This window comes from Streptomyces sp. NPDC056296 (genome assembly GCF_042268605.1).
Classification (GTDB): Bacteria; Actinomycetota; Actinomycetes; order Streptomycetales; family Streptomycetaceae; genus Streptomyces.
On the sequence record NZ_JBHJRX010000011.1, the window covers coordinates 124512 to 143859 of the forward strand.

The 19348-nt window shown below is 71.6% G+C and carries 21 protein-coding genes and 2 pseudogenes; 13 read left to right on the plus strand and 10 right to left on the minus strand.

Annotated elements, in window-relative coordinates; all coding sequences use genetic code 11:
• Positions 1 to 112: 112 nt before the first annotated feature.
• Complete coding sequence (locus tag ACFCZF_RS10805; RefSeq protein WP_376671371.1) at positions 113 to 796, plus strand: PhzF family phenazine biosynthesis protein; 684 nt, start codon at positions 113 to 115, stop codon at positions 794 to 796.
• A gap of 90 nt (positions 797 to 886) precedes the next feature.
• Positions 887 to 1099, plus strand: coding sequence for a hypothetical protein (locus tag ACFCZF_RS10810; RefSeq protein WP_210958736.1), 213 nt, complete (start codon positions 887 to 889; stop codon positions 1097 to 1099).
• A 78-nt stretch (positions 1100 to 1177) separates the two neighbouring features.
• On the opposite strand, the pseudogene ACFCZF_RS10815 reads toward ACFCZF_RS10810, so the two are convergent.
• Positions 1178 to 1824 (minus strand): annotated as a pseudogene (locus ACFCZF_RS10815) (heme oxygenase (biliverdin-producing)).
• Positions 1825 to 1962: 138 nt separating this feature from the next.
• Positions 1963 to 2820, minus strand: a complete 858-nt coding sequence (map, locus tag ACFCZF_RS10820; RefSeq protein WP_376671372.1) for a type I methionyl aminopeptidase — start codon at positions 2818 to 2820, stop codon at positions 1963 to 1965.
• Between the two features lie 58 nt (positions 2821 to 2878).
• Between map and ACFCZF_RS10825 the strand changes: the two genes are divergently transcribed.
• On the plus strand, positions 2879 to 3112 hold the full coding sequence (locus ACFCZF_RS10825; RefSeq protein WP_375918896.1) for a hypothetical protein: 234 nt from the start codon (positions 2879 to 2881) through the stop codon (positions 3110 to 3112).
• A 74-nt stretch (positions 3113 to 3186) separates the two neighbouring features.
• On the opposite strand, the gene ACFCZF_RS10830 is transcribed toward ACFCZF_RS10825, so the two are convergent.
• Positions 3187 to 3789: a hypothetical protein gene (locus ACFCZF_RS10830; protein ID WP_375918894.1), complete on the minus strand. Its 603-nt coding sequence runs from the start codon at positions 3787 to 3789 to the stop codon at positions 3187 to 3189.
• 142 nt (positions 3790 to 3931) lie between these two features.
• Between ACFCZF_RS10830 and npdG the strand changes: the two genes are divergently transcribed.
• Together npdG and ACFCZF_RS10840 are read left to right on the plus strand one after the other, a co-directional pair.
• Positions 3932 to 4651, plus strand: coding sequence for an NADPH-dependent F420 reductase (gene npdG, locus ACFCZF_RS10835; protein ID WP_376671373.1), 720 nt, complete (start codon positions 3932 to 3934; stop codon positions 4649 to 4651).
• A 94-nt stretch (positions 4652 to 4745) separates the two neighbouring features.
• Positions 4746 to 4937, plus strand: a complete 192-nt coding sequence (locus tag ACFCZF_RS10840; RefSeq protein WP_375918888.1) for a hypothetical protein — start codon at positions 4746 to 4748, stop codon at positions 4935 to 4937.
• Here ACFCZF_RS10840 and ACFCZF_RS10845 read toward each other — a convergent pair.
• Complete coding sequence (locus ACFCZF_RS10845) at positions 4927 to 5724, minus strand: site-2 protease family protein (RefSeq protein ID WP_375918885.1); 798 nt, start codon at positions 5722 to 5724, stop codon at positions 4927 to 4929. The genes ACFCZF_RS10840 and ACFCZF_RS10845 overlap by 11 nt on opposite strands.
• 173 nt (positions 5725 to 5897) lie before the next feature.
• On the opposite strand from ACFCZF_RS10845, the pseudogene ACFCZF_RS10850 reads away from it, so the two are divergent.
• Together ACFCZF_RS10850 and ACFCZF_RS10855 are read left to right on the plus strand one after the other, a co-directional pair.
• A pseudogene (locus ACFCZF_RS10850) lies at positions 5898 to 7094 on the plus strand (BTAD domain-containing putative transcriptional regulator); the annotation flags it as partial.
• Positions 7000 to 7740, plus strand: a complete 741-nt coding sequence (locus ACFCZF_RS10855) for a hypothetical protein (protein WP_376671374.1) — start codon at positions 7000 to 7002, stop codon at positions 7738 to 7740. The pseudogene ACFCZF_RS10850 and the gene ACFCZF_RS10855, both read left to right, overlap by 95 nt.
• Positions 7741 to 7751: 11 nt before the next feature.
• On the opposite strand, the gene ACFCZF_RS10860 is transcribed toward ACFCZF_RS10855, so the two are convergent.
• The 3 genes from ACFCZF_RS10860 to panB form a co-directional block, all read right to left on the minus strand.
• Positions 7752 to 8558, minus strand: coding sequence for an ABC transporter permease (locus ACFCZF_RS10860; protein ID WP_375918879.1), 807 nt, complete (start codon positions 8556 to 8558; stop codon positions 7752 to 7754).
• Positions 8555 to 9580, minus strand: a complete 1026-nt coding sequence (locus ACFCZF_RS10865; RefSeq protein WP_375918876.1) for an ATP-binding cassette domain-containing protein — start codon at positions 9578 to 9580, stop codon at positions 8555 to 8557. Before ACFCZF_RS10865 ends, ACFCZF_RS10860 begins: the two co-directional genes overlap by 4 nt.
• A gap of 158 nt (positions 9581 to 9738) precedes the next feature.
• The gene (gene panB / locus ACFCZF_RS10870) at positions 9739 to 10611 is read right to left on the minus strand and encodes a 3-methyl-2-oxobutanoate hydroxymethyltransferase (protein ID WP_376671375.1); all 873 of its coding nucleotides are present in this window, start codon (positions 10609 to 10611) and stop codon (positions 9739 to 9741) included.
• Between the two features lie 313 nt (positions 10612 to 10924).
• Here panB and ACFCZF_RS10875 point away from each other — a divergent pair, with 313 nt between their 5' ends.
• From ACFCZF_RS10875 to ACFCZF_RS10890, 4 genes are all read left to right on the plus strand, one after another.
• The gene (locus ACFCZF_RS10875) at positions 10925 to 11977 is read left to right on the plus strand and encodes an endonuclease/exonuclease/phosphatase family protein (RefSeq protein WP_376671376.1); all 1053 of its coding nucleotides are present in this window, start codon (positions 10925 to 10927) and stop codon (positions 11975 to 11977) included.
• 145 nt (positions 11978 to 12122) lie between these two features.
• Positions 12123 to 13349: an MFS transporter gene (locus tag ACFCZF_RS10880; protein WP_376671377.1), complete on the plus strand. Its 1227-nt coding sequence runs from the start codon at positions 12123 to 12125 to the stop codon at positions 13347 to 13349.
• A gap of 111 nt (positions 13350 to 13460) precedes the next feature.
• Entirely contained in the window at positions 13461 to 14315 is an 855-nt protein-coding gene (locus ACFCZF_RS10885; protein ID WP_376671378.1) for a helix-turn-helix domain-containing protein, read from the plus strand.
• Entirely contained in the window at positions 14312 to 14521 is a 210-nt protein-coding gene (locus ACFCZF_RS10890) for a DUF397 domain-containing protein (RefSeq protein ID WP_376671379.1), read from the plus strand. Before ACFCZF_RS10885 ends, ACFCZF_RS10890 begins: the two co-directional genes overlap by 4 nt.
• A 37-nt stretch (positions 14522 to 14558) precedes the next feature.
• On the opposite strand, the gene ACFCZF_RS10895 is transcribed toward ACFCZF_RS10890, so the two are convergent.
• Both ACFCZF_RS10895 and ACFCZF_RS10900 read right to left on the minus strand, forming a co-directional pair.
• Positions 14559 to 14792, minus strand: a complete 234-nt coding sequence (locus ACFCZF_RS10895; protein WP_375918859.1) for a hypothetical protein — start codon at positions 14790 to 14792, stop codon at positions 14559 to 14561.
• 485 nt (positions 14793 to 15277) lie between these two features.
• Complete coding sequence (locus ACFCZF_RS10900; RefSeq protein ID WP_376671380.1) at positions 15278 to 16282, minus strand: AraC family transcriptional regulator; 1005 nt, start codon at positions 16280 to 16282, stop codon at positions 15278 to 15280.
• Between the two features lie 104 nt (positions 16283 to 16386).
• Between ACFCZF_RS10900 and ACFCZF_RS10905 the strand changes: the two genes are divergently transcribed.
• Positions 16387 to 17220 (plus strand): NmrA family transcriptional regulator, encoded by an 834-nt coding sequence (locus ACFCZF_RS10905; RefSeq protein ID WP_375925164.1) that lies wholly within the window; start codon positions 16387 to 16389, stop codon positions 17218 to 17220.
• A gap of 112 nt (positions 17221 to 17332) precedes the next feature.
• Positions 17333 to 17848, plus strand: a complete 516-nt coding sequence (locus ACFCZF_RS10910) for a DUF1772 domain-containing protein (protein ID WP_376671381.1) — start codon at positions 17333 to 17335, stop codon at positions 17846 to 17848.
• A 76-nt stretch (positions 17849 to 17924) separates the two neighbouring features.
• Here ACFCZF_RS10910 and glnA read toward each other — a convergent pair whose 3' ends face one another.
• On the minus strand, positions 17925 to 19286 hold the full coding sequence (gene glnA, locus ACFCZF_RS10915) for a type I glutamate--ammonia ligase (RefSeq protein ID WP_310873682.1): 1362 nt from the start codon (positions 19284 to 19286) through the stop codon (positions 17925 to 17927).
• Positions 19287 to 19348: the final 62 nt, after the last annotated feature.

Genomic DNA, 19348 nt, shown 5'->3' on the forward strand with positions numbered 1-19348 from the left:
AACGCCGGCACGCCGCCCTGGCGCGGGCGTACGCGGAGACACTCGGCACCCCGCCGTTCGACGAGACCCCCACGCCGATCCGGCCGTCGGCGAGCGATGCTTGAATGCCCCGGTGACTGACTACGACGTACTGCGCGTCTTCTGCGCGCCGAACGGCGGATACGGCAAAGAGCTCGGCGTCGTCCGGGACGGCTCCGTGCTGCCGGATCCCGCCGAGCGGCAGGAGTTCGCCGCGAAGCTCGGCTTCAGCGAGACCGTGTTCGTCGACGATCCCGAGCGCGGCGTCGTCGACATCTACACGCCCACCCTGCGCCTGCCGTTCGCCGGCCACCCCTGCGTCGGTACGGCCTGGCTGCTCGACGTGCCCGAGCTCGTCACCCCGGCCGGAGTGGTGGGCACCCGCCTGGACGGCGAGTTCAGCTGGATCGAGGCCCGCCCCGAGTGGGCCCCGCCGCGCACCCTGCGCCAGTACGCCACCGTCGCCGAGGTCGACGACCTGCCGGTGCCGCCGCCGGGCGAGCGAAGCGAGATGGGGGTCCCCCCGGACGAAGTCTGGGGGAGGGTGTACGCCTGGGCGTGGGAGGACGAGCCGGCGGGGCGGGTCCGGGCCCGCGCCTTCCGGGGCCGCGACGACGGCATCGACGAGGACGAGGCGACGGGCGCCGCGGCGCTGCTGCTGACCGAGCGGCTGGGCCGGGCCCTCAACATCACACAGGGGGCCGGCTCACAGATCCTGACGGCGCCGCAACCCGAGGGGTGGGTCGAGATCGGCGGACGGGTGCGCCTGGAACGGTGACAGGAGCCGCCGTACGGGTGGAACCGCGTGTGCGCGCGGACGCGAGGGGTTACCTCTGGCCTGACCGTTCCCTCACGTGAGAGGCACCCCATGCGCATCCGCTCCGCCCTCGCCACCGTCCTGCTGACCGCCGCCATGACGGCCGGCGGCGCCGCGACCGCCACCGCGTTCGACGGCCCGCTGCACGGTGACGAGGACGCCACCTGCAGCCCGTACTTCGGCGCCATCACCACGCCCAGCACCGGCGACCTGTACTTCGGCGGCATCAACTGCCGCAGCGACGACTACGACATCGACAACTGAGTCGGTCGACCGTTCGCTCCGGGTCCCCCTCGGCCACGGTGGCCGAGGGGGACCCGTTCGTCTCCGGGGCGGGCGCGCTCACGCGGACAGCGGGAACTCCTCGGCGAGTGCCTGGAAGACCGCCGTGTTCAGGACGAACGCCCGCTTGCACTCGGCGACGACCCGCTGCTTCTCCAACTCGTCCGCGCGGATGCCGTCCAGCAGCCCGCGGTACTCGCGCTTGAACGCGGCCGGGTTGGTGACCTCCTCGAAGACGTAGAAGCGGACCCCGTCGCCCTTCTTGGCGAAGCCCCAGGTCCGCTCCGCCTTGTCACGGACCACCTGGCCGCCGGCGAGGTCGCCGAGGTAGCGGGTGTAGTGATGGGCGACGTAACCGGCCGGCCAGGTCTCGGCGCACTCGCGTACCCGGTCCGCGTAGGCCAGCGTGTCGGCAGCGCGCTGAGGGACGCCCGCCACCCGGGGCCCCGCAGATGGTCCAGGTCCCGCTCCAGCGACGCCAGCCGCATCAGCTCGGGACGGACGAAGGGGCCCGCCACCGGGTCCGACGTCAGTCGTTCCGCTCCGGACTCCAGGGCCTCGTACACGAACCACAGCTGTTCGGTGTACCGGGCGAAGGCGTCCACTCCCAGCCTGCCGCCCAGCAGGTCGGTCATGAACGACGACGTGTTCGCCTCCTCGTGGTGCTCGCGAGTGGCGGTGCGGAGGAGCGTCGAGAAGCTGTCCATGAGACCGATCCTCCATGGTTAGGCTTACCTAAGTCAATGACCTTGCCGACGTTCTGTCGGTAAAGCGTATCCGGACATGGAAAGGCCCGCCCTCGGACGAGAGCGGGCCTGTGGCGAGTGGGTGGCGGAGGGGCGGGGCTACGGAAGGGTCAGGATCTCGGCCCCGGAGTCGGTCACCACGAGCGTGTGCTCGAACTGCGCCGTCCGCCTGCGGTCCTTCGTCACGACCGTCCAGCCGTCGTCCCACATGTCGTACTCGTGCGTCCCGAGCGTCAGCATCGGCTCGATCGTGAAGGTCATCCCGGGCTGGATGACGGTCGTCGCGTGCGGGCTGTCGTAGTGCGGGACGACGAGCCCCGAGTGGAACGCCGAGTTGATCCCGTGGCCGGTGAAGTCCCGCACCACCCCGTACCCGAACCGCTTCGCGTACGACTCGATGACCCGGCCGATGATGTTGATCTGCCGGCCCGGCCGGACCGCCTTGATCGCGCGGGCCAGCGACTCCCGGGTCCGCTCGACCAGCAGCCGGCTCTCCTCGTCCACGTCGCCGACCAGGTACGTCGCGTTGTTGTCGCCGTGCACGCCGCCGATGTACGCCGTCACGTCGAGGTTGACGATGTCACCGTCGCGCAGCACCGTGGAGTCGGGGATGCCGTGGCAGATGACCTCGTTGACCGAGCTGCACAGGGACTTGGGGAAACCGCGGTAGCCCAGCGTCGAGGGGTAGGCGCCGTGGTCGCACATGTACGCGTGCGCCACCCGGTCCAGCTCGTCCGTCGTCACGCCGGGCGCGATGAGCTTCGCGGCCTCCTCCATCGCCCGCGCCGCGATCCGCCCGGCCACGCGCATCGCCTCGATCGTCTCGGGCGTCTGCACCTCCGGTCCGGTGTACGGCGTCGGCGCGGGTTTGCCCACGTATTCGGGTCGGCGGATGTTTCCGGGTACGGAACGGGTGGGAGACAGCTCCCCTGGTACGAGCAGCGACTGGCCAGACATGTCAGCGAGTCTAACCAGCGGGCATACGAGAGCATGTCCCTGGCGAAAGGAGCCGGTCATGGCCCTGTTCAAGAAGCGCACGGTCGGAAAACCGGGTGAGTGGTACTACTGCCTGGAGCACCAGAAGGTCGAGGAGGGCCCGGACTGCCCGGGAAAGGACCGCTTCGGACCGTACGCCTCCCGCACGGAGGCCGAGCACGCGATGCGGACCGCCCGCGAACGCAACCTCGAGTGGGAGAACGACCCCAAGTGGCACGACTCCTCCTCCGCGGGGCGCGCCGAAGAGGACTGAGTCGAAGAGGACTGAGCCGAAGAGGACTGAGTCGAAGAGGACTGAGTCGAAGGAACCGGATCCGGAGGCGGGGGCTACCAGCCGGTCGGCGGCGGGGCCGTCAAATGGTCGGCCAGGCGGGACAGGCGGTCCCGGAAGCGGCGGCGGCCCCGGGGCGGCGGCACCGCGTTCTCCCCGGCCGCCGCGCTGACCAGGTGCTGCACCGTGTCCAGGTCCAGCTCGGCGCCGTCCGGCACGGTCAGCGTCTCGTGCGCCATCGCCGTCAGCTCCCGCTCGCCGGTGCCCAGCGCCAGCACCGTCGCGCCGGCCCGGCGGGCGTCGTGCACCCGTTCCAGCAGCGGGGCACCGGGGTCGTCGGGCGTCACCACGAGCAGCGTCTCCCCGCGCCGGGCAGCCGCCAGCCGCCCCGGCCCCACCGCGAGATGCGCCGGGTCCGAAGGGCGCGCGTCGTGCCGTACGAGCGTGGGGGCCAGCTCCGGCGTCCCCGACCAGGCGGCCTCGTCCACCAGATGCGCCGCCAGATGCCAGGGCTCGTACTCCGCGGTGCCCACGAGCAGCAGCCCGCCCCCATGCGGGACCACGGAGCCCCGCAGCGCCCCCGCGAACCTCCGGGTGGCCCCCAGCCACTCGGTCCCGGCGAGCACTTCGCGCAGCAGCGCGACCCGTACGGCGTCCATGGGCCCGCATCCTGCCGCAACCCGGCCCGCGCGGCCCGGGATTCACCCCGGATTCGCCCGACCCGGGGACGGCCCGGGAACGACCCGGCACTGGGCGGGACCTGAACCCGTCCGGCGGTCGGGACGGACGTAGGGTCGGCCCATGACCTCTACCGACAGTGCTGCACAGAAGGCCCCCGCCAAGGCTCCGGCCAAGGACCCCTGGGACCTGCCCGACGTATCCGGGCTGGTCGTCGGCGTGCTCGGCGGCACCGGCCCCCAGGGCAAGGGCCTGGCACACCGCCTCGCCAAGGCCGGCCAGAAGGTGATCGTCGGCTCCCGCGCCGCCGAGCGCGCCGAGGCCGCCGCCGAGGAGATCGGGCACGGCGTCGAGGGTGCCGACAACGCCGAGACCGCCCGCCGCAGCGACGTCGTGATCGTCGCCGTGCCCTGGGACGGCCACGGCAAGACCCTCGAATCCCTGCGCGGGGAACTGTCCGGCAAGCTCGTCGTCGACTGCGTCAACCCGCTCGGCTTCGACAAGAAGGGCGCCTACGCGCTCAAGCCCGAGGAGGGCAGCGCCGCCGAGCAGGCCGCCGCCCTGCTCCCGGACAGCCGGGTCACCGCCGCCTTCCACCACCTGTCCGCCGTCCTCCTCCAGGACCCGGAGATCGACGAGATCGACACCGACGTCATGGTGCTGGGCGAGGAGCGGGCCGACGTGGAGATCGTCCAGGCCCTCGCCGGGCGCATCCCCGGCATGCGCGGCGTCTTCGCCGGGCGGCTGCGCAATGCCCACCAGGTCGAGTCGCTGGTCGCCAACCTGATCTCCGTCAACCGCCGCTACAAGGCACACGCCGGGCTCCGCGTCACGGACGTGTGAGGCGATGGGGGACACTGGTGGGTGCCAGCCAGACCGCGACACGGCACCCGCATACCCGCAGTACCCGCCGTGTCCCCCGACAGGAGCCCGCACCATGCCCCGCCTCGCCCTCTACGCCCTGGTCGTCTGCGTACTCGCCGTGGCCGCCGCCGTCGTCTCCTTCGTGCAGGGCAGCGTGCTGATCGGCGTCGTGTGGGTGCTGCTGTCGGGGCTGTCGTCCAACATGTGCTGGTACTACGTCAAGCGCGGCAGGGACGCCCGCCGCGCCACGTCCGTCACGGGCTGACCGAGCACAGCTCGTCCGTCTGCCAGAAGCGGTACAGCTCGAAGCCGCAGTACGTGTCGATCTCGCCGATGCCGAGACCGCGCAGGATCGCGTCGATCGCGTCGAAGAACACGCCGTTGACGGCCGGGATCCACAGCAGCGCGAACACGATCAGCAGCCCGAACGGCGCGAGCGGCTCCACCTGCCGCCGCACGTTGTACGACAGCCACGGCTCGATCACCCCGTAGCCGTCCAGGCCCGGCACCGGCAGGAAGTTCAGGATCGCCGCCGTGACCTGGAGCAGCGCGAGGAAGGCCAGCGCGATCCGGAAGTCGCGCGGCACGCCGTCCAGCGCGTCCAGCCAGAACGGCGCCGTGCACACCACGGCGAACAGGACGTTCGTCAGCGGACCCGCCGCCGAGATCAGGCTGTGCCGCCAGCGACCCCGGATCCGCCCGCGCTCGATGAAGACGGCACCACCCGGCAGACCGATCCCGCCCATGATCACGAACAGCACCGGGAGCACGATGCTCAGCAGGGCGTGCGTGTACTTCACCGGGTTCAGCGTGAGATAGCCCTTCGCGCCGACCGAGATGTCGCCGCTGTGCAGGGCGGTGCGCGCGTGCGCGTACTCGTGCAGGCACAGCGACACGACCCACGCGGCCGTCACGAACAGGAACACGGCCAGGCCCGGCTGCTCGGCGAACCCGGTCCAGGTGGCCCAGCCCGTGACCGCGGCGACGGCGACGATCCCGAGGAACACCGGACTGATCCGCCGGTCACTGGGGCGGGCGGTGGCGGTGGTCATGGGACTCCCTGGACTCTTGAGGATCGCGGCGGGACCTGCGGGGGACTGCCCGACCGTACCGGGCGCACCGGGAAAACGTCTCGCGGGCGGCGGGAGGTTCCGAGGGGCTTCGGGCGGGGTCCGGGCGCCGCGCCGACAAAACCCCGTGACCGGCTTCGACGACAGCGGGGACAATGGACCCCGTGCGCTATCGCATCCTCGGCACCACACAGGTTCTCCGCCCCGACGGCACGGCCGTCCCGGTCGGCGGGGCGCGGCTGCGCGCGCTGCTGACCGTCCTCGCGCTCAGGCCCGGCCGCACCGTGCCCGCGGGCCTGCTGGTGCAGGAGGTGTGGGACGGCGACCCGCCCGCCGACGCGCCGGGCGCCCTGCAAGCCCTGGTCGGGCGGCTGCGCCGGACGCTCGGCGCGGGCGCGGTCGCCTCGGCCGACGGCGGTTACCGGCTCGCCGCCGGCCCCGACGACGTCGACCTGCACCGCTTCGACCGGCTGGCCGGCGAGGGCGCCCGCGCCCTGGCCGACGGCGACCCCGCCAAGGCGGCCGTCGCGCTCGACGACGCCCTCACCCTGTGGCGCGGCCCCGCCCTCGTCGACCTGCCCGACCGCACCGCCGAGGCGGCCCGCTGGGAGACGCGGCACCTGGACGTCCTGCGCGCCCGCCACACCGCCGCCCTCGACCTCGGACAGGCCGAGCACTCCCTGCCCGAGCTGACCGCCCTGTGCGACGGCCACCCCCTGGACGAGTCCCTCCAGACCCTGCGGCTGCGCGCCCTGCGCGACACCGGCCGCACCGCCGAGGCACTGGCCGCCTACGACGCCGTACGCCGGCTGCTCGCGGCCCGACTCGGCACCGACCCGGGCCCCGAACTACGGGCCCTGCACGGGGAACTGCTCAATCCGTCGACGCCCGCGACGCCCGCGACGCCCGCGACGCCCGCGACGCCCGCGACGCCCGCGAAGCGCCTGGCGCCCGGGACGTCCGCGAATCTCCCGGCGTCCGGGGCGTCTGCGGCGCCCGGGACCCCGGCGTCGGGGACGTCCGCGAATCCCCCGGCGCTCGGGACGACCGCGGCGCCCGGGGCCCCGGTGTCCGGGACGTCCGCGGCGTCCGCCGCGCCCGGGACGTCCACGATGCCCGGGACCCCGGCGCCCGGGACACCCGGGACACCCGCGACGCCCGGGACGCCCGCGACGTCCGCCGCACCCCCCGCACCCGCGGCGACCGCGGCGACCGAGGGCCGAGACGCCCCGGTCGCTCCGGCCGCCGCCCGCCCCCGTGGCAACCTCCGCGCCCGGCTCACCTCCTTCGTCGGCCGGGACGCCGACATCGAGGCGCTGCGCGCCGACCTGGCGACCACCCGTCTCCGAACGGCTCGGCGCGCACGCCCAGGTGGACGTCCTGGAGGCCCGCCTCGGCAGCGTGCTGCTGGAGGCGGGCGACGGCGAGGAGGGCGAGCGCATCCTGTGCGCCGTGATCGACCGGACCGAGGGGACCGGGCACAACGGCGCCATGCCGGCCGCCCGGCTCTTTCTGGCCGGCTGGCTCGGCATGACCGACCGGACCGCCGAGGCGCGGGTGCAGCTGCGGCTGCTGCGGGAGGATTTCGCCATCTCCCACTTCATCGTCTTCGACGCCTTCATCCTCGCCGCGGAGGCCTGGATCGCCACCCTGGAGGACCGGCACGAGGAGTGCCTGGACAAGGTCCGCAAGTCGCTGGTGCGGGCCGAGGACCCGCTGTCCGCGGCCATCGCCCCGCACATGCGCTCCGGGTACCTGACCATTGCCGCGATGGCGCTGGCCCGCGTGGACGGCGGGCGCCGCGCCGCGGACGCCGCACGCTGCATCGGCGCCGCCGACGCGATGCTGCCGCCGGACCACGTCTCGATGGGCCTGGAGCGGGACGCGCGCGCCCGGGCCACCGCGCGGGTCCGCGAGGCGATCGGCGGCGAGGCGTACGAGGCCGCGTACGCCGAGGGCGCCGGCCTCTCCGTCGAGGAGGCCGTCGCCCTCGTCTGACCCGGGCCGGGTCAGGTCTTCGTACGGAACTTGTGGATGGCGACCGGCGCCATCACCGCCGTGATCGCCACCGACCAGCCGAGCGTGATCCACAGGTCGTGCGCGACCGGGCCGCCCACCATCAGACCGCGCGCCGCGTCGGCGAGCGTGGAGAGCGGGTTGTAGTCGGTGAAGGCCTGCAACCAGCCCGGCATCGACTGCGTCGGCGCGAAGATCGAGGAACCGAACTGCAGCGGGAACAGCACCATGAATCCCATCGCCTGCACGGACTGCGCGTTCTTCAGGATCACGCCCAGGGTGAGGAACACCCACATGATCGACGAGGCGAAAACCGCGGACAGGCCCACCGCCGCGAACAGACCGGGCCAGCTCTGGATGTCGAAGCCGACCAGGACGGCGACGATCATCAGCACGGCGGTCGCGAACAGCATCCGCAGCATCTCCACCGCGATCTTCGCGAAGAGCACCGAGCCGCGCCCGATGGGCAGGGACCGGAAGCGGTCCATGACACCGGAGTTGAAGTCCTGGCTGAACCCGGTGCCGACGCCCTGGGACAGCGTCATGCTCATCATCGCGATCATGCCGGGGATCACGTACTGCACATAGCCGTCCTGCCCGCCGCCCAGGGCCTGGCCGATCGACCCGCCGAAGACGTACACGAACAGCAGGGTGAAGACGACCGGCATCAGCAGGGCGTCGAACATCGACTCCGGGTCCTGCCGGATCCACAGCAGGTTGCGGCGGACCAGGGCGCCGGTGTGCCGCAGATGCCCGCGCGGGGTGATCCGGGCGTCGGGACTGACGGTGGTGGCGCTCATACGGCGACCTCCTCGCGGGCTTCGGCGGGCGCGGCGTCCTGCGGGGCACTGGCGCGGTGGCCGGTGAGGGACAGGAAGACCTCGTCCAGGCTGGGCAGTTCGGTGGTGATGGAGGCGATCGTGACGCCGCGCGCGGTGACCGCGCCGACCACGGCGGTCAGCTGCTCGTCGCTGAGGATCGGTACCAGGACGGCACCGCGCTGCGCGTCCACGGTGGAGCTGGCGAGCCCGGTGATGCCCAGCTCGTCCAGGTAGGAGGCGAGCGGGCGGAGCTGGAGCGGGTCGGCCGGACGGATACGCAGGGTGCGGCCGCCGACCTTGGCCTTCAGCTCCTCGATGCCGCCGTTCGCGATGACCTTGCCGCGGTCGACGACGGTCAGCTCGGAGGCGAGCTGCTCGGCCTCCTCCATGTACTGGGTGGTGAGCAGCACGGTGACACCGTCGCCGACCATGCGCTTGACCTCGTCCCACACCTCGTTGCGGGTGCGCGGGTCCAGGCCGGTGGTGGGCTCGTCCAGGTACAGCACCGCCGGGTGCCCGATCATGGAGGCCGCCAGGTCCAGCCGTCGCCGCATGCCGCCCGAGTACGTGGCCGCGGGACGCTTGCCGGCCTCGGTGAGCGAGAACCGCTCCAGCAGTTCGTCGGCCCGTGCGCGGGCGTCCCTGCGGGGCAGGTCGAGCAGCCGGCCGATCATGTAGAGGTTCTCCCAGCCGGGGAGCTTCTCGTCCACGGACGCGTACTGCCCGGTGAGTCCTATCACCCGCCGCAGCTGCCGCGGCTGCCGTACGACGTCGTAGCCGGCGACGTGCGCCTGGCCGGCGTCGGGTGTGATGAGGGTGGACAGGATGCGGACGAGGGTGGTCTTGCCGGCGCCGTTCGGCCCGAGCACGCCCATCACGGTGCCCTCGCGCACATCCAGGTCGACGCCGTCCAGCGCCTTGGTCTCGCCGTAGTGCTTGACCAGCCCCCGCACGGTGACCGCGCTGCCCGCGGCCGGAGGGTTCTTGTCGATTCGCTTCATACCCCAGACGATGTCAGGGGCCGCCGATATATCACCGACAGCCCACCGACATCACGACCGGCGGCACCGACACCCCACCGACAAGCACCGCAACCATTAATTGAGGAACCACGACGGCGAGCAACCAGCTCCGCGAGAGCGGCGCCGGCTTAGGCGCATCAGAACGCGTGTTCCTCCTGCGGGAACGTTCCGCCGACGACGTCCTCGGCGAACGCCTTCGCCGCGTCGCCCATGACCTGGCGCAGGTCGGCGTACTGCTTGACGAACTTCGGCATCCGGCCGCCGGTCAGTCCGAGCATGTCGGTCCACACCAGCACCTGCGCGTCCGTGTCCGGACCCGCGCCGATACCGACCGTCGGGATGTGCAGTGTCCGCGTCACCTCGGCGGCCAGCTCGGCCGGCACCAGCTCCAGGACGACCGCGAAGGCGCCCGCGTCCTGCACCGCCTTGGCGTCGCGCAGCAGCTGCTGGGCCGCCTCCTCGCCGCGGCCCTGCACCCGGTAGCCCATGGCGTTGACGGACTGCGGGGTGAGGCCGATGTGCGCCATCACGGGGATGCCGGACTCGACGAGCAGCCGGATCTGCTCGTGCGACCGCTCACCGCCCTCCAGCTTCACGGCCCCCACGCCCGCCTCCTTCACCAGCCGGGTCGCCGAGCGCAGCGCCTGCACCGGGCCCTCCTGGTAGGAGCCGAACGGGAGGTCGCCGACGATCAGGGCGCGGGAGGTGCCCCGCACGACCGCGGCCGAGAGCATGGTCATCTCGTCCAGCGTGACGGGCACGGTGGTCTCGTAGCCGAGGTGGCAGTTGCCCGCGGAGTCGCCGACGAGCATGACCGGGATGCCGGCCTCGTCGAAGACGGACGCGGTCATCGCGTCGTAGGCGGTGAGCATGGGCCACTTCTCGCCGCGCTCCTTGGCGGTGGTGATGTCCCGGACGGTGATACGACGGTTGCTCTTGCCCCCGTACAGCGCCTTGCTCCCGTCGGCGGGCCGGCTCTGAGGCGTCGGGGCAGCCGAAAGCTGCGTCATGGCAACGGCTCCTTCATGTCATCTCGAGGCACCCTGACGGTGTCCCCGGATCCCTTCCATGGTGGCACCTCGTGCGTCCCGGCGGCTAGTGGACCCTCGACACGGCTGCCTCGCGGGGGAGAAGGAGGGGGCGAATGTGCTCGTTGTGTCACAGAGCGGCCCGTGTCGCCGCTGTTCGGAACTCCGGAAGCCGACTCGTACGTCCTCGTGCCAGTACGGCCGTCACGGGACGGCGGGTTCGGAACCGATCATCCCCTAGGGTGCTGAGTCACAGGGGGCGACGGTGTTGCACGGCAGGTTGTGAGGCGACGGTATGGCGCAGCAGGCGTACATGACGGAGACGGACAGCGGCGGCTCGGGGCCCGAGCGCCGGGAACCCCGGCTTCGGCGCCTGTTCGACCGGGCGGTCACCGGTTGGCGCGGTGACCCGCGGATCTGGCGCCGGGGCCTGGTCACCGCCGCGGTGGCCGTCGTTCTGGCCGTCGTCATGGCGGGCCACTCACACATCCCGAACGCCATCGGCAACCTCGGCAGCCTCACGGAGACATTCCTGCCGTGGTTCGGCCTGCTGGTGCCGGTGCTCCTGGTGATCGCCCTCGCCCGCAAGTCGGCGACGGCGCTGATCGCGCTCCTGCTGCCGGTGGCCGTGTGGTTCAACCTCTTCGGCGGCCTGCTCTTCGACAAGACGGGTACCGGCGGCGATCTCACGGTGGCCACGCACAACGTCAACGCCGACAACGCCGACCCGGCCGGCACCGCCCGCGCCGTGGCCGCCGCGGGTGCGGACGTGATGGCCCTGGAGGAACTGAAGGCGTCCGCCGTACCGACGTACGAGAAGGCGCTCGCGGCGAAGTACCCGCATCACGCGGTCGTCGGCACCGTCGGGCTGTGGAGCAAGTACCCGCTCAGCGGCGTGAAGGCGGTCGACATCGAACTGGGCTGGAAGCGGGCGATGCGCGCCACCGTCGCCACCCCGTCCGGGCCGGTCGCGGTGTACGTCGCCCACCTGCCCTCCGTACGGGTGAAGCTGGAGGCCGGTTTCACCGCCCGGCAGCGGGACAAGAGCGCCGAGGCCCTCGGTGAGGCCATCGCCGACGAGAAGCTGCCCCGCAAGATCCTGCTCGGCGACCTCAACGGCACCATGAACGACCGCGCGCTCACCGCGATCACCTCCCAGATGCGCTCCCCGCAGGGCGCCGTGGGTGACGGTTTCGGGTTCAGCTGGCCGGCGTCCTTCCCGATGGCCCGCATCGACCAGATCCTGGTCTCCGGCGTCGAACCGACGACGAGCTGGACTCTCCCGGCGACCGGCAGCGACCACCTGCCGATCGCCGCGCGTGTGAAGGTCGACACAACGGCTTCCTGAAAGTCCCTGCTCAGCCCCGTATGGGCGGCTGTCGGAAACCCGCCCGTCACCTGACGGAGTACTCCGCCTGAGAGACTTTGTTCCGTACGGGAACATAGCGAAGAACTCCCGTACGCACCTCCGCTCTCGAAAGGCGAGATCCTTCATGCCCCTGGCCCTGCTCGCCCTTGCCGTGGGCGCCTTCGGCATCGGTACCACCGAGTTCGTGATGATGGGCCTGCTGCCCGAAGTCGCGGACGACCTGAACATCTCGATCCCCAGCGCCGGCCACCTGGTCTCGGCGTACGCGCTCGGCGTCGTCATCGGTGCCCCGCTGCTCGCCGCGGCGACCGCGCGGATGTCCCGCCGCACGGTCCTCATCGCCCTGATGGCGTTGTTCGTGATCGGCAACGCCCTGTCGGCGTTCGCCCCCGGCGAGGTCTCCCTCCTCGCCGCCCGTTTCGTCAGCGGCCTGCCGCACGGTGCCTTCTTCGGCGTCGGCGCGGTGGTCGCCACCGGCATGGTCGCGCCGGAACGCAAGGCCCGCTCGGTCTCCCTGATGTTCCTGGGCCTGACGGTCGCCAACATCGTCGGCGTCCCCGCCGCCACCGCCATGGGTCAGCAGCTCGGCTGGCGTGCGACCTTCCTCGGCGTGAGCGTGATCGGCGTCGCGGCGATAGCGGCGCTGGCCGCCCTGATCCCCCGCGACCACGCCCCCGCCCCCACCACGGGCCTGCGCGGCGAACTGGCCGCCCTGCGCTCCGTCCCCGTCTGGCTGGCCCTCGGCACGACGGTCGCGGGCTTCGGCGCGCTCTTCGCCGCCTACAGCTACATCACGCCGATGCTCACGGACACCGCCGGTTTCGCCGAGGCCGGCGTGACGCTGCTGCTGGCCCTCTTCGGAGTCGGCGCCACCGCGGGCAACCTGCTGGGCGGCCGCCTGGCCGACCACTCCCTCCGGGGCACCCTCTTCGGCGGCCTCGCCTCCCTGGTCGTGGTCCTCGCCCTGTTCCCGCTCCTGATGCGCACGGAGGTCAGCGCGGCCGTGGCGGTGGCCCTGCTCGGCATGGCCGCCTTCATCACCGGCTCCCCCCTCCAGCTGATGGTCATGGAGAAGGCCGCCGCGGCCCCCTCCCTGGCCTCCTCGGCCAACCAGGCCGCCTTCAACCTCGCCAACGCCGGCGGCGCCTGGATCGGCGGCCTCGCCCTCGCGGCCGGCTTCGGCGCCACGTCCCCGGCGACGGCGGGCGCGGGGCTGGCGGTGCTCGGCGTGGGCGTCGCGGGCGCGGCCTACGCCGTGGACCGGCGCCGGGCCGCCGCCGCTCCGGTCACCGGGCGGGAACGTGTGGTCGCCGGGCACGTGCCGGAGACCGTGGAGACGGCGCGCCGCTGAGGACCGCGCCCCACGTCGGGGTGACGGGGGCCGCATCCCGCCACCGTGGCGCCGATCGTCCGTCTACCGTGACGCGCGTCGCGATACGACGCGTAGGGCGGAGGGGTGCGGATGTCGGTGGACGGTGGGGCGGACGAGCCGGGCTGGGAGGTCGACCCGGACGACGAGTGGGGCGTTGCGGTCATCGCCACCGTGGGACGGCAGCTGAAGCTGCGGCGCGAGGCGGTGGGGATGCGGGCGGGCGACTTCGGAACGGCAGTGGGGTACGGCGAGGACTTGGTCTACAAGGTCGAGGGCGGGAAGCGGATTCCGCGGCGGGAGTATCTGGAGAAGGCGGACCAGGTGTTGGGGGCGGATGGGCTCATTGCCGCGACCTGGGAGGACGTGAAGAAGGTCCGGTACCCGAAGCACGTGCGGGACCTGGCGAAGATGGAGTCGCGCGCGGTCGAGTCGCTTTCGTACGGCAGCCACAACCTGCACGGCCTCGTCCAGACCGAGGAGTACGCCCGCGCCCTGCTGAGGACGCGGCGGCCGGCGCTGACGGAGGAGGAGTTGGAGAGAGCGGTCGCCGCGCGGATGGCCCGCAAGGCGATTTTCGATCGGGTCCCCGTTCCGGAACTCAGCTTTGTCCAGGAAGAGGTGACTCTGAGGCGTCCCGTCGGAGGCAAGATGGTGCTGCGCAGGCAGCTCGAACATCTGCTGGAGGTGGCGCGGTTGCGGCACGTCGAGATCCAGGTGATGCCGACGTCTCGCGGCGACCATCCGGGAACGGGGGGACGGATTCAGGTGCTCAAGTTCGGCGACGGCACGGCGGTCGGCCGGGCCGACGACGAGTTCGACAACCGTCCGGTCACCGACCCACGACTGCTGCGAATCCTCGAACTGCGCTATGGCATTATCCGGGCCGAGGCACTGACCGCCCGGGAATCACTGGCTTTCATCGAACAACTGGTGGGGGAGACATGAGCCGCAAGGACGCGTCCGGAGACGTCGCCGACCTGACCTGGTTCAAGAGCAGCTACAGCGACAGCAGCAACCCCAACGACTGCGTAGAGGTCGCGATAACCCCCGCCACCATCCACGTCCGCGACTCCAAGCGCCCCGACGGCCTCCGCCTCGCCGTGGCCCCGGCCATGTGGGCGGCGTTCGTGGCGGGCACCGGCAAGGGGTGAGCCCCGGACACGGTGGTCCGGGGCTCGGCCGTGCGGCTCAGACCATGGTCGTGTGCGCCTGGCCCTGCACCGAGGTGCCGGCGACGGCCGCCGAGGCGCCGAGGCCGGCGGTGACGGAGAACGGGCCGGCCTCCGCGTGGAAGCCGGTGCCGAGCGCACCACCGGCGGTGATGACGGCCGCGCCGGCGTCGATGCCGAGGATGCCACCGGACACCTGGTCCAGGTCCGCGTCGGAGAGGTGAGCCGTTTCGACCTGGGGAACGAGGTTCATGGCAGCTTCTGCCTTTCGTGCGAAGGGGATCGGAGCGGTGCGGCACGCCCGGCATGCGGAGTTGGGGGAGTCCGGAGCCGGTCGTCGGCGTGCCGCGCACTGATCCAAGCATGGTGCCGAACGACCGGCCCACCATGCGCCCTTGAGCGTCCGCTGCCATGTCCATCAGTGTGTGCGTGCCGTCGACGAAAGAGCCCGCGTCTTCACGCTACCCACCGGTAACGACTCTTCTCCGGGGTCGCGGAGGCGCGCACACGGTCCGCGCGCCTCCGCGACGCCCCCTCGGTGCGACCGCCCGATGAACGGTGTGCAGGTCCGAGGAATGTTCGGCGACCACGGCAGGATCGCCTGCGACCGGTACTCCTCCCACTCCTGCCGCTCGTCGCGCGGGAAGCGGCGTCGGACCGGAGCCCTGGCAACCGACGACAACGCGGCAGATGTGCGTGCCACGCCCCGCGACGCCGGCATGATCCAAACGACAGGTCCTAGGTCCGGGCCGGCGCACCGGCCGGCGCACCGGCCGTCGCGGCGGTCGGCGCACCGGTCGGCGCGCTCACCGCGCCGGCGCTGCGGTGCTCCTGCGGGCTGATGCCGTAGACCCGCTTGAACGCCGAGCTCAGCGCGAAGCCGCTGCCGTAACCGACCTGCCGGGCGACGGTGGTCAGCGTGGCGTCCGACTGGCGCAGCAGATCCGCGGCCAGGGCCAGCCGCCACTCGGTCAGATACGTCATCGGCGGTGTGCCGACGGCCTTGCGGAACGTGTCGGCCAACGTCGCCCGGGACACGCCGACTTCGGCCGCGATCCGCTCCAGCGTCCAGTCCTTCGCCGGATCCTCGTGGAGCAGCCGCAGCGCCTCGCCGACCACTGGGTGGGTGTGCGCCCGGTACCAGGCCGGGGCCTCGGTCTCCGGCCGGTCGAACCACACCCGCAGCACCGAGATGAGCAGCAGGTCCAGCAGCCGGTCGAGGATCACACCCTGCGCCGGACCCTGTTTGGCGCCCTCGCGGGCCAGCACCGGCAGCAGCGTCGAATCCCAGCTGTCGTCGGACACGACCAGCAGCGGCGGCAGCACGTCGAGCAGCCGCTGGCCGACGGCCCCCACCTCCTCGTACACGCCGAGCAGCATCTGTACGGGGCCGTCGGGGTTGCTGCCCCACGTGCGCACCCCCAGCGACATGCGCTCACGCAGCTCGACGCCCTCGGGGGTGACACACTGCTGGCCGGGGTGCACGATGACCTGGGGCGCGGAGGACGTACCGTCGCTCAGCATGTACGGGTCGGGGCCGCGGACGATGGCGACATCTCCCGGGCGCAGCCGGACCGGTTCACCGGCGTCGGGCTCGACGTACGCCTCGCCGCTGAGCATGACGGCGAGACACAGGGGCGACCGGTCCTGGACCCGGATCGACCACGGGGGCTCCATCACGATGCGGAGGACGAAGGCGCCGCTTGCCCTCGGCCCCTCGAGTAATCCTGCGAGTGCGTCCATCTCCTCAGAATAGACGCCGGAATGGACGCCGGAATAGACGACTGGTTATGCATTCCGGCATCTCGGCCATGGAGCATCCAGCTGCGGGCCGCCACGATTGAAGCATGACAACAAACGAGCACACGACGCTGGTCCTCGGTGGTACTGGTCGCGTCGGCCGCCGGGTGACGAAGAGGCTGGTCGAGCGAGGCGTGAAGGTGCGGGTGGGATCCCGCGGCGGAAAGCCCCCGTTCGACTGGGAAGACCCCTCGACCTGGGCCGGTGTTTTCACCGGCGTCAAGTCGGCCTACCTGATGTACTACCCCGAGGTCGAGTGGCCCGGTGCCGGTGACGCCATCGGCACCGTGGCCCGGCTGGCGGTCGACGCCGGTGTCGAGCGCCTGGTCCTCCTCTCCGCCCGTAACCAGGACGAGGCCGTCCGGTGCGAGGAGGCCGTGACGAGCCTCCCCGTCGAGTGGACCATCGTCGCCCCCGCCTCCTTCAACCAGAACTTCGACGAGGGAGTGTTCCTGGAGCCGCTGCGCCAGGGCGTGCTGCCGCTGCCCGCCGGTGACAACGCCGACCCGTTCGTCGACGCCGACGACATCGCCGACGTCGTCGTGGCGGCCCTCACCGAGGACGGCCACGCCGGTCAGCGCTACGAGCTGACGGGCCCGCGGCTGTGGACCTTCGCCGAGGGCGTCGCCGAGATCGCCCGGGCGACGGGACGCGACCTGAAGTACGTGCCGATCACCCGGCAGGAGTTCGCCGACGGCATCGTGGCCGACGGTGCCCCGCGCGACTTCGCCGAGCCGCTGGCCACGCTCATCTCCGAGTTCTTCGACGGTCGCAACAGCTCGCTCGCCGACGGCGTCGAGCGGGCCCTGCACCGCAAGCCCCGCGACTTCGCGGACTGGGTGGCAGAGATCGCTCCGACCGGGGTGTGGGACCCCGCGTAGGACGCACCTTGCGGTGACGTTGCGGGGGCGCCCGCACGATGCCGTTGATGAGAAAACATACGCGGCTCTGAAAATCCTTACGCGCGCACCGCTGTGCAGACGGGAATGAGCAATGACTGACATCCGCACGGCCGCACTGATCGCGGCGACCCTGACCACGGGACTCAGCGCGGGCCTGTTCTTCGTCTTCGCGTACGTGGTGATGCCCGCCCTGGGCCGGTCGGACGACAAGGCCTATGTGCAGGTGATGCAGCACGTCAACGTCGTCATCCTGAACGGCTGGTTCGCGCTCACGGTCGTGGGCGCGCTCGTCTTCACCGTCCTGGCGGGCGTACTGCTGCTGCGCGCGGGCGGCGAGGTTCGCTCGGCGGTGCTGCCGTGGGTCGCCACGGCGTTGGCGTTCTACCTGGTGACGGTGGTGGTGACCATCGTTGTCCACGTCCCGCTCAACATCGACCTGGACGCGGCCGGCCCGGTCGACGAGATCGCCGACATCGCGGCGGTACGGGAGCGGTTCGAGGGCAGGTGGGAGCGCTGGAACGTCGTCCGCGCCGCCGCGGACGTGGCGGCCTTCGGCGCCCTGGCCTGGGCCCTGCTGCAGTACGGCCGGGTCACGAACAAGGGGTGAGCACGAGACGGGGCCGACGGTCCTCGACCGTCGGCCCCGTCCGTTGCACCAGCGGGGTATGTCCTCCGACCAGCCCTCAAAGCACCGGCAGCGACTTCCGCAGCTCGAACGCCGTCACCTGCGACCGGTACTCCTCCCACTCCTGCCGCTTGTTGCGGAGGAAGAAGTCGAAGACGTGCTCGCCGAGGGTCTCGGCGACCAGGTCGCTGCGTTCCATCAGGGCGAGGGCCTCGCCGAGGTTCTGGGGGAGGGGCTCGATGCCCAGCGCGCGGCGTTCCGAGTCGGACAGGGCCCACACGTCGTCCTCGGCGCCCGGCGGGAGTTCGTAGCCCTCCTCGATGCCCTTGAGGCCGGCGGCGAGGAGGACGGCGTAGGTCAGGTACGGGTTGGCGCCGGAGTCGATGGAGCGGACCTCGACGCGGGCCGAGCCGGTCTTGCCGGGCTTGTACATGGGGACGCGGACCAGGGCCGAGCGGTTGTTGTGGCCCCAGCAGATGTAGGAGGGGGCCTCGCCGCCGGCGCCGGCCGTGCGCTCGGAGCCGCCCCAGATGCGCTTGTAGCTGTTCACCCACTGGTTGGTGACCGCCGAGATCTCCGCCGCGTGCCGCAGCAGGCCCGCGATGAAGGAGCGGCCGACCTTGGAGAGCTGGTACTCCGCGCCGGACTCGTAGAAGGCGTTGCGGTCGCCCTCGAAGAGCGAGAGGTGCGAGTGCATGCCCGAGCCGGGGAACTCCGAGAACGGCTTCGGCATGAAGGTGGCCTGGAGGCCCTGCTCCAGCGCGACCTGCTTCATGACCAGGCGGAACGTCATGATGTTGTCGGCCGTGGAGAGCGCGTCGGCGTAGCGCAGGTCGATCTCCTGCTGGCCGGGGGCGCCCTCGTGGTGGGAGAACTCGACCGAGATGCCCATCGACTCCAGCATGGTGATCGCCTGGCGGCGGAAGTCCATGCCGATGTTCTGCGGGGTGTGGTCGAAGTAGCCGGAGTTGTCGGCGGGGGTGGGGACCGTGCCGTCGACGGGCTTGTCCTTCAGCAGGAAGAACTCGATCTCCGGGTGGGTGTAGAAGGTGAAGCCCAGGTCGGAGGTGCGGGCCAGGGCGCGCTTGAGGACGTAGCGCGGGTCGGCGAAGGAGGGGGAGCCGTCCGGCATGAGGATGTCGCAGAACATGCGGGCCGTACCGGGGGCCTCCGCGCGCCAGGGCAGGACCTGGAAGGTCGACGGGTCCGGCTTGGCGATCATGTCGGACTCGTAGACCCGGGCGAAGCCCTCGATCGCGGAGCCGTCGAAGCCGATGCCCTCGTCGAAGGCCTGCTCCAGCTCGGCCGGGGCCACGGCGACGGACTTGAGGAAGCCCAGTACGTCCGTGAACCACAGGCGTACGAACCGGATGTCGCGCTCCTCCAGCGTCCGGATCACGAACTCCTGCTGCTTGTCCATCTTCCGCTTCCCCATCCTTGCTGGTCAGGCCGCCTGTCTCCGGTACGGCGGGAGGCGGTCGG

Coding starts and splice junctions, on each gene's coding strand:
- ACFCZF_RS10810 (WP_210958736.1), top strand. CDS start 887: ATGCGCATCCGCTCCGCCCTCGCCACCGTCCTGCTGACCGCCGCCATG.
- map (WP_376671372.1), bottom strand. CDS start 2,820: ATGTCTGGCCAGTCGCTGCTCGTACCAGGGGAGCTGTCTCCCACCCGT.
- ACFCZF_RS10825 (WP_375918896.1), top strand. CDS start 2,879: ATGGCCCTGTTCAAGAAGCGCACGGTCGGAAAACCGGGTGAGTGGTAC.
- ACFCZF_RS10830 (WP_375918894.1), bottom strand. CDS start 3,789: ATGGACGCCGTACGGGTCGCGCTGCTGCGCGAAGTGCTCGCCGGGACC.
- npdG (WP_376671373.1), top strand. CDS start 3,932: ATGACCTCTACCGACAGTGCTGCACAGAAGGCCCCCGCCAAGGCTCCG.
- ACFCZF_RS10840 (WP_375918888.1), top strand. CDS start 4,746: ATGCCCCGCCTCGCCCTCTACGCCCTGGTCGTCTGCGTACTCGCCGTG.
- ACFCZF_RS10845 (WP_375918885.1), bottom strand. CDS start 5,724: ATGACCACCGCCACCGCCCGCCCCAGTGACCGGCGGATCAGTCCGGTG.
- ACFCZF_RS10860 (WP_375918879.1), bottom strand. CDS start 8,558: ATGAGCGCCACCACCGTCAGTCCCGACGCCCGGATCACCCCGCGCGGG.
- ACFCZF_RS10865 (WP_375918876.1), bottom strand. CDS start 9,580: ATGAAGCGAATCGACAAGAACCCTCCGGCCGCGGGCAGCGCGGTCACC.
- panB (WP_376671375.1), bottom strand. CDS start 10,611: ATGACGCAGCTTTCGGCTGCCCCGACGCCTCAGAGCCGGCCCGCCGAC.
- ACFCZF_RS10875 (WP_376671376.1), top strand. CDS start 10,925: ATGGCGCAGCAGGCGTACATGACGGAGACGGACAGCGGCGGCTCGGGG.
- ACFCZF_RS10880 (WP_376671377.1), top strand. CDS start 12,123: ATGCCCCTGGCCCTGCTCGCCCTTGCCGTGGGCGCCTTCGGCATCGGT.
- ACFCZF_RS10885 (WP_376671378.1), top strand. CDS start 13,461: ATGTCGGTGGACGGTGGGGCGGACGAGCCGGGCTGGGAGGTCGACCCG.
- ACFCZF_RS10890 (WP_376671379.1), top strand. CDS start 14,312: ATGAGCCGCAAGGACGCGTCCGGAGACGTCGCCGACCTGACCTGGTTC.
- ACFCZF_RS10895 (WP_375918859.1), bottom strand. CDS start 14,792: ATGAACCTCGTTCCCCAGGTCGAAACGGCTCACCTCTCCGACGCGGAC.
- ACFCZF_RS10900 (WP_376671380.1), bottom strand. CDS start 16,282: ATGGACGCACTCGCAGGATTACTCGAGGGGCCGAGGGCAAGCGGCGCC.
- ACFCZF_RS10905 (WP_375925164.1), top strand. CDS start 16,387: ATGACAACAAACGAGCACACGACGCTGGTCCTCGGTGGTACTGGTCGC.
- ACFCZF_RS10910 (WP_376671381.1), top strand. CDS start 17,333: ATGACTGACATCCGCACGGCCGCACTGATCGCGGCGACCCTGACCACG.
- glnA (WP_310873682.1), bottom strand. CDS start 19,286: ATGGACAAGCAGCAGGAGTTCGTGATCCGGACGCTGGAGGAGCGCGAC.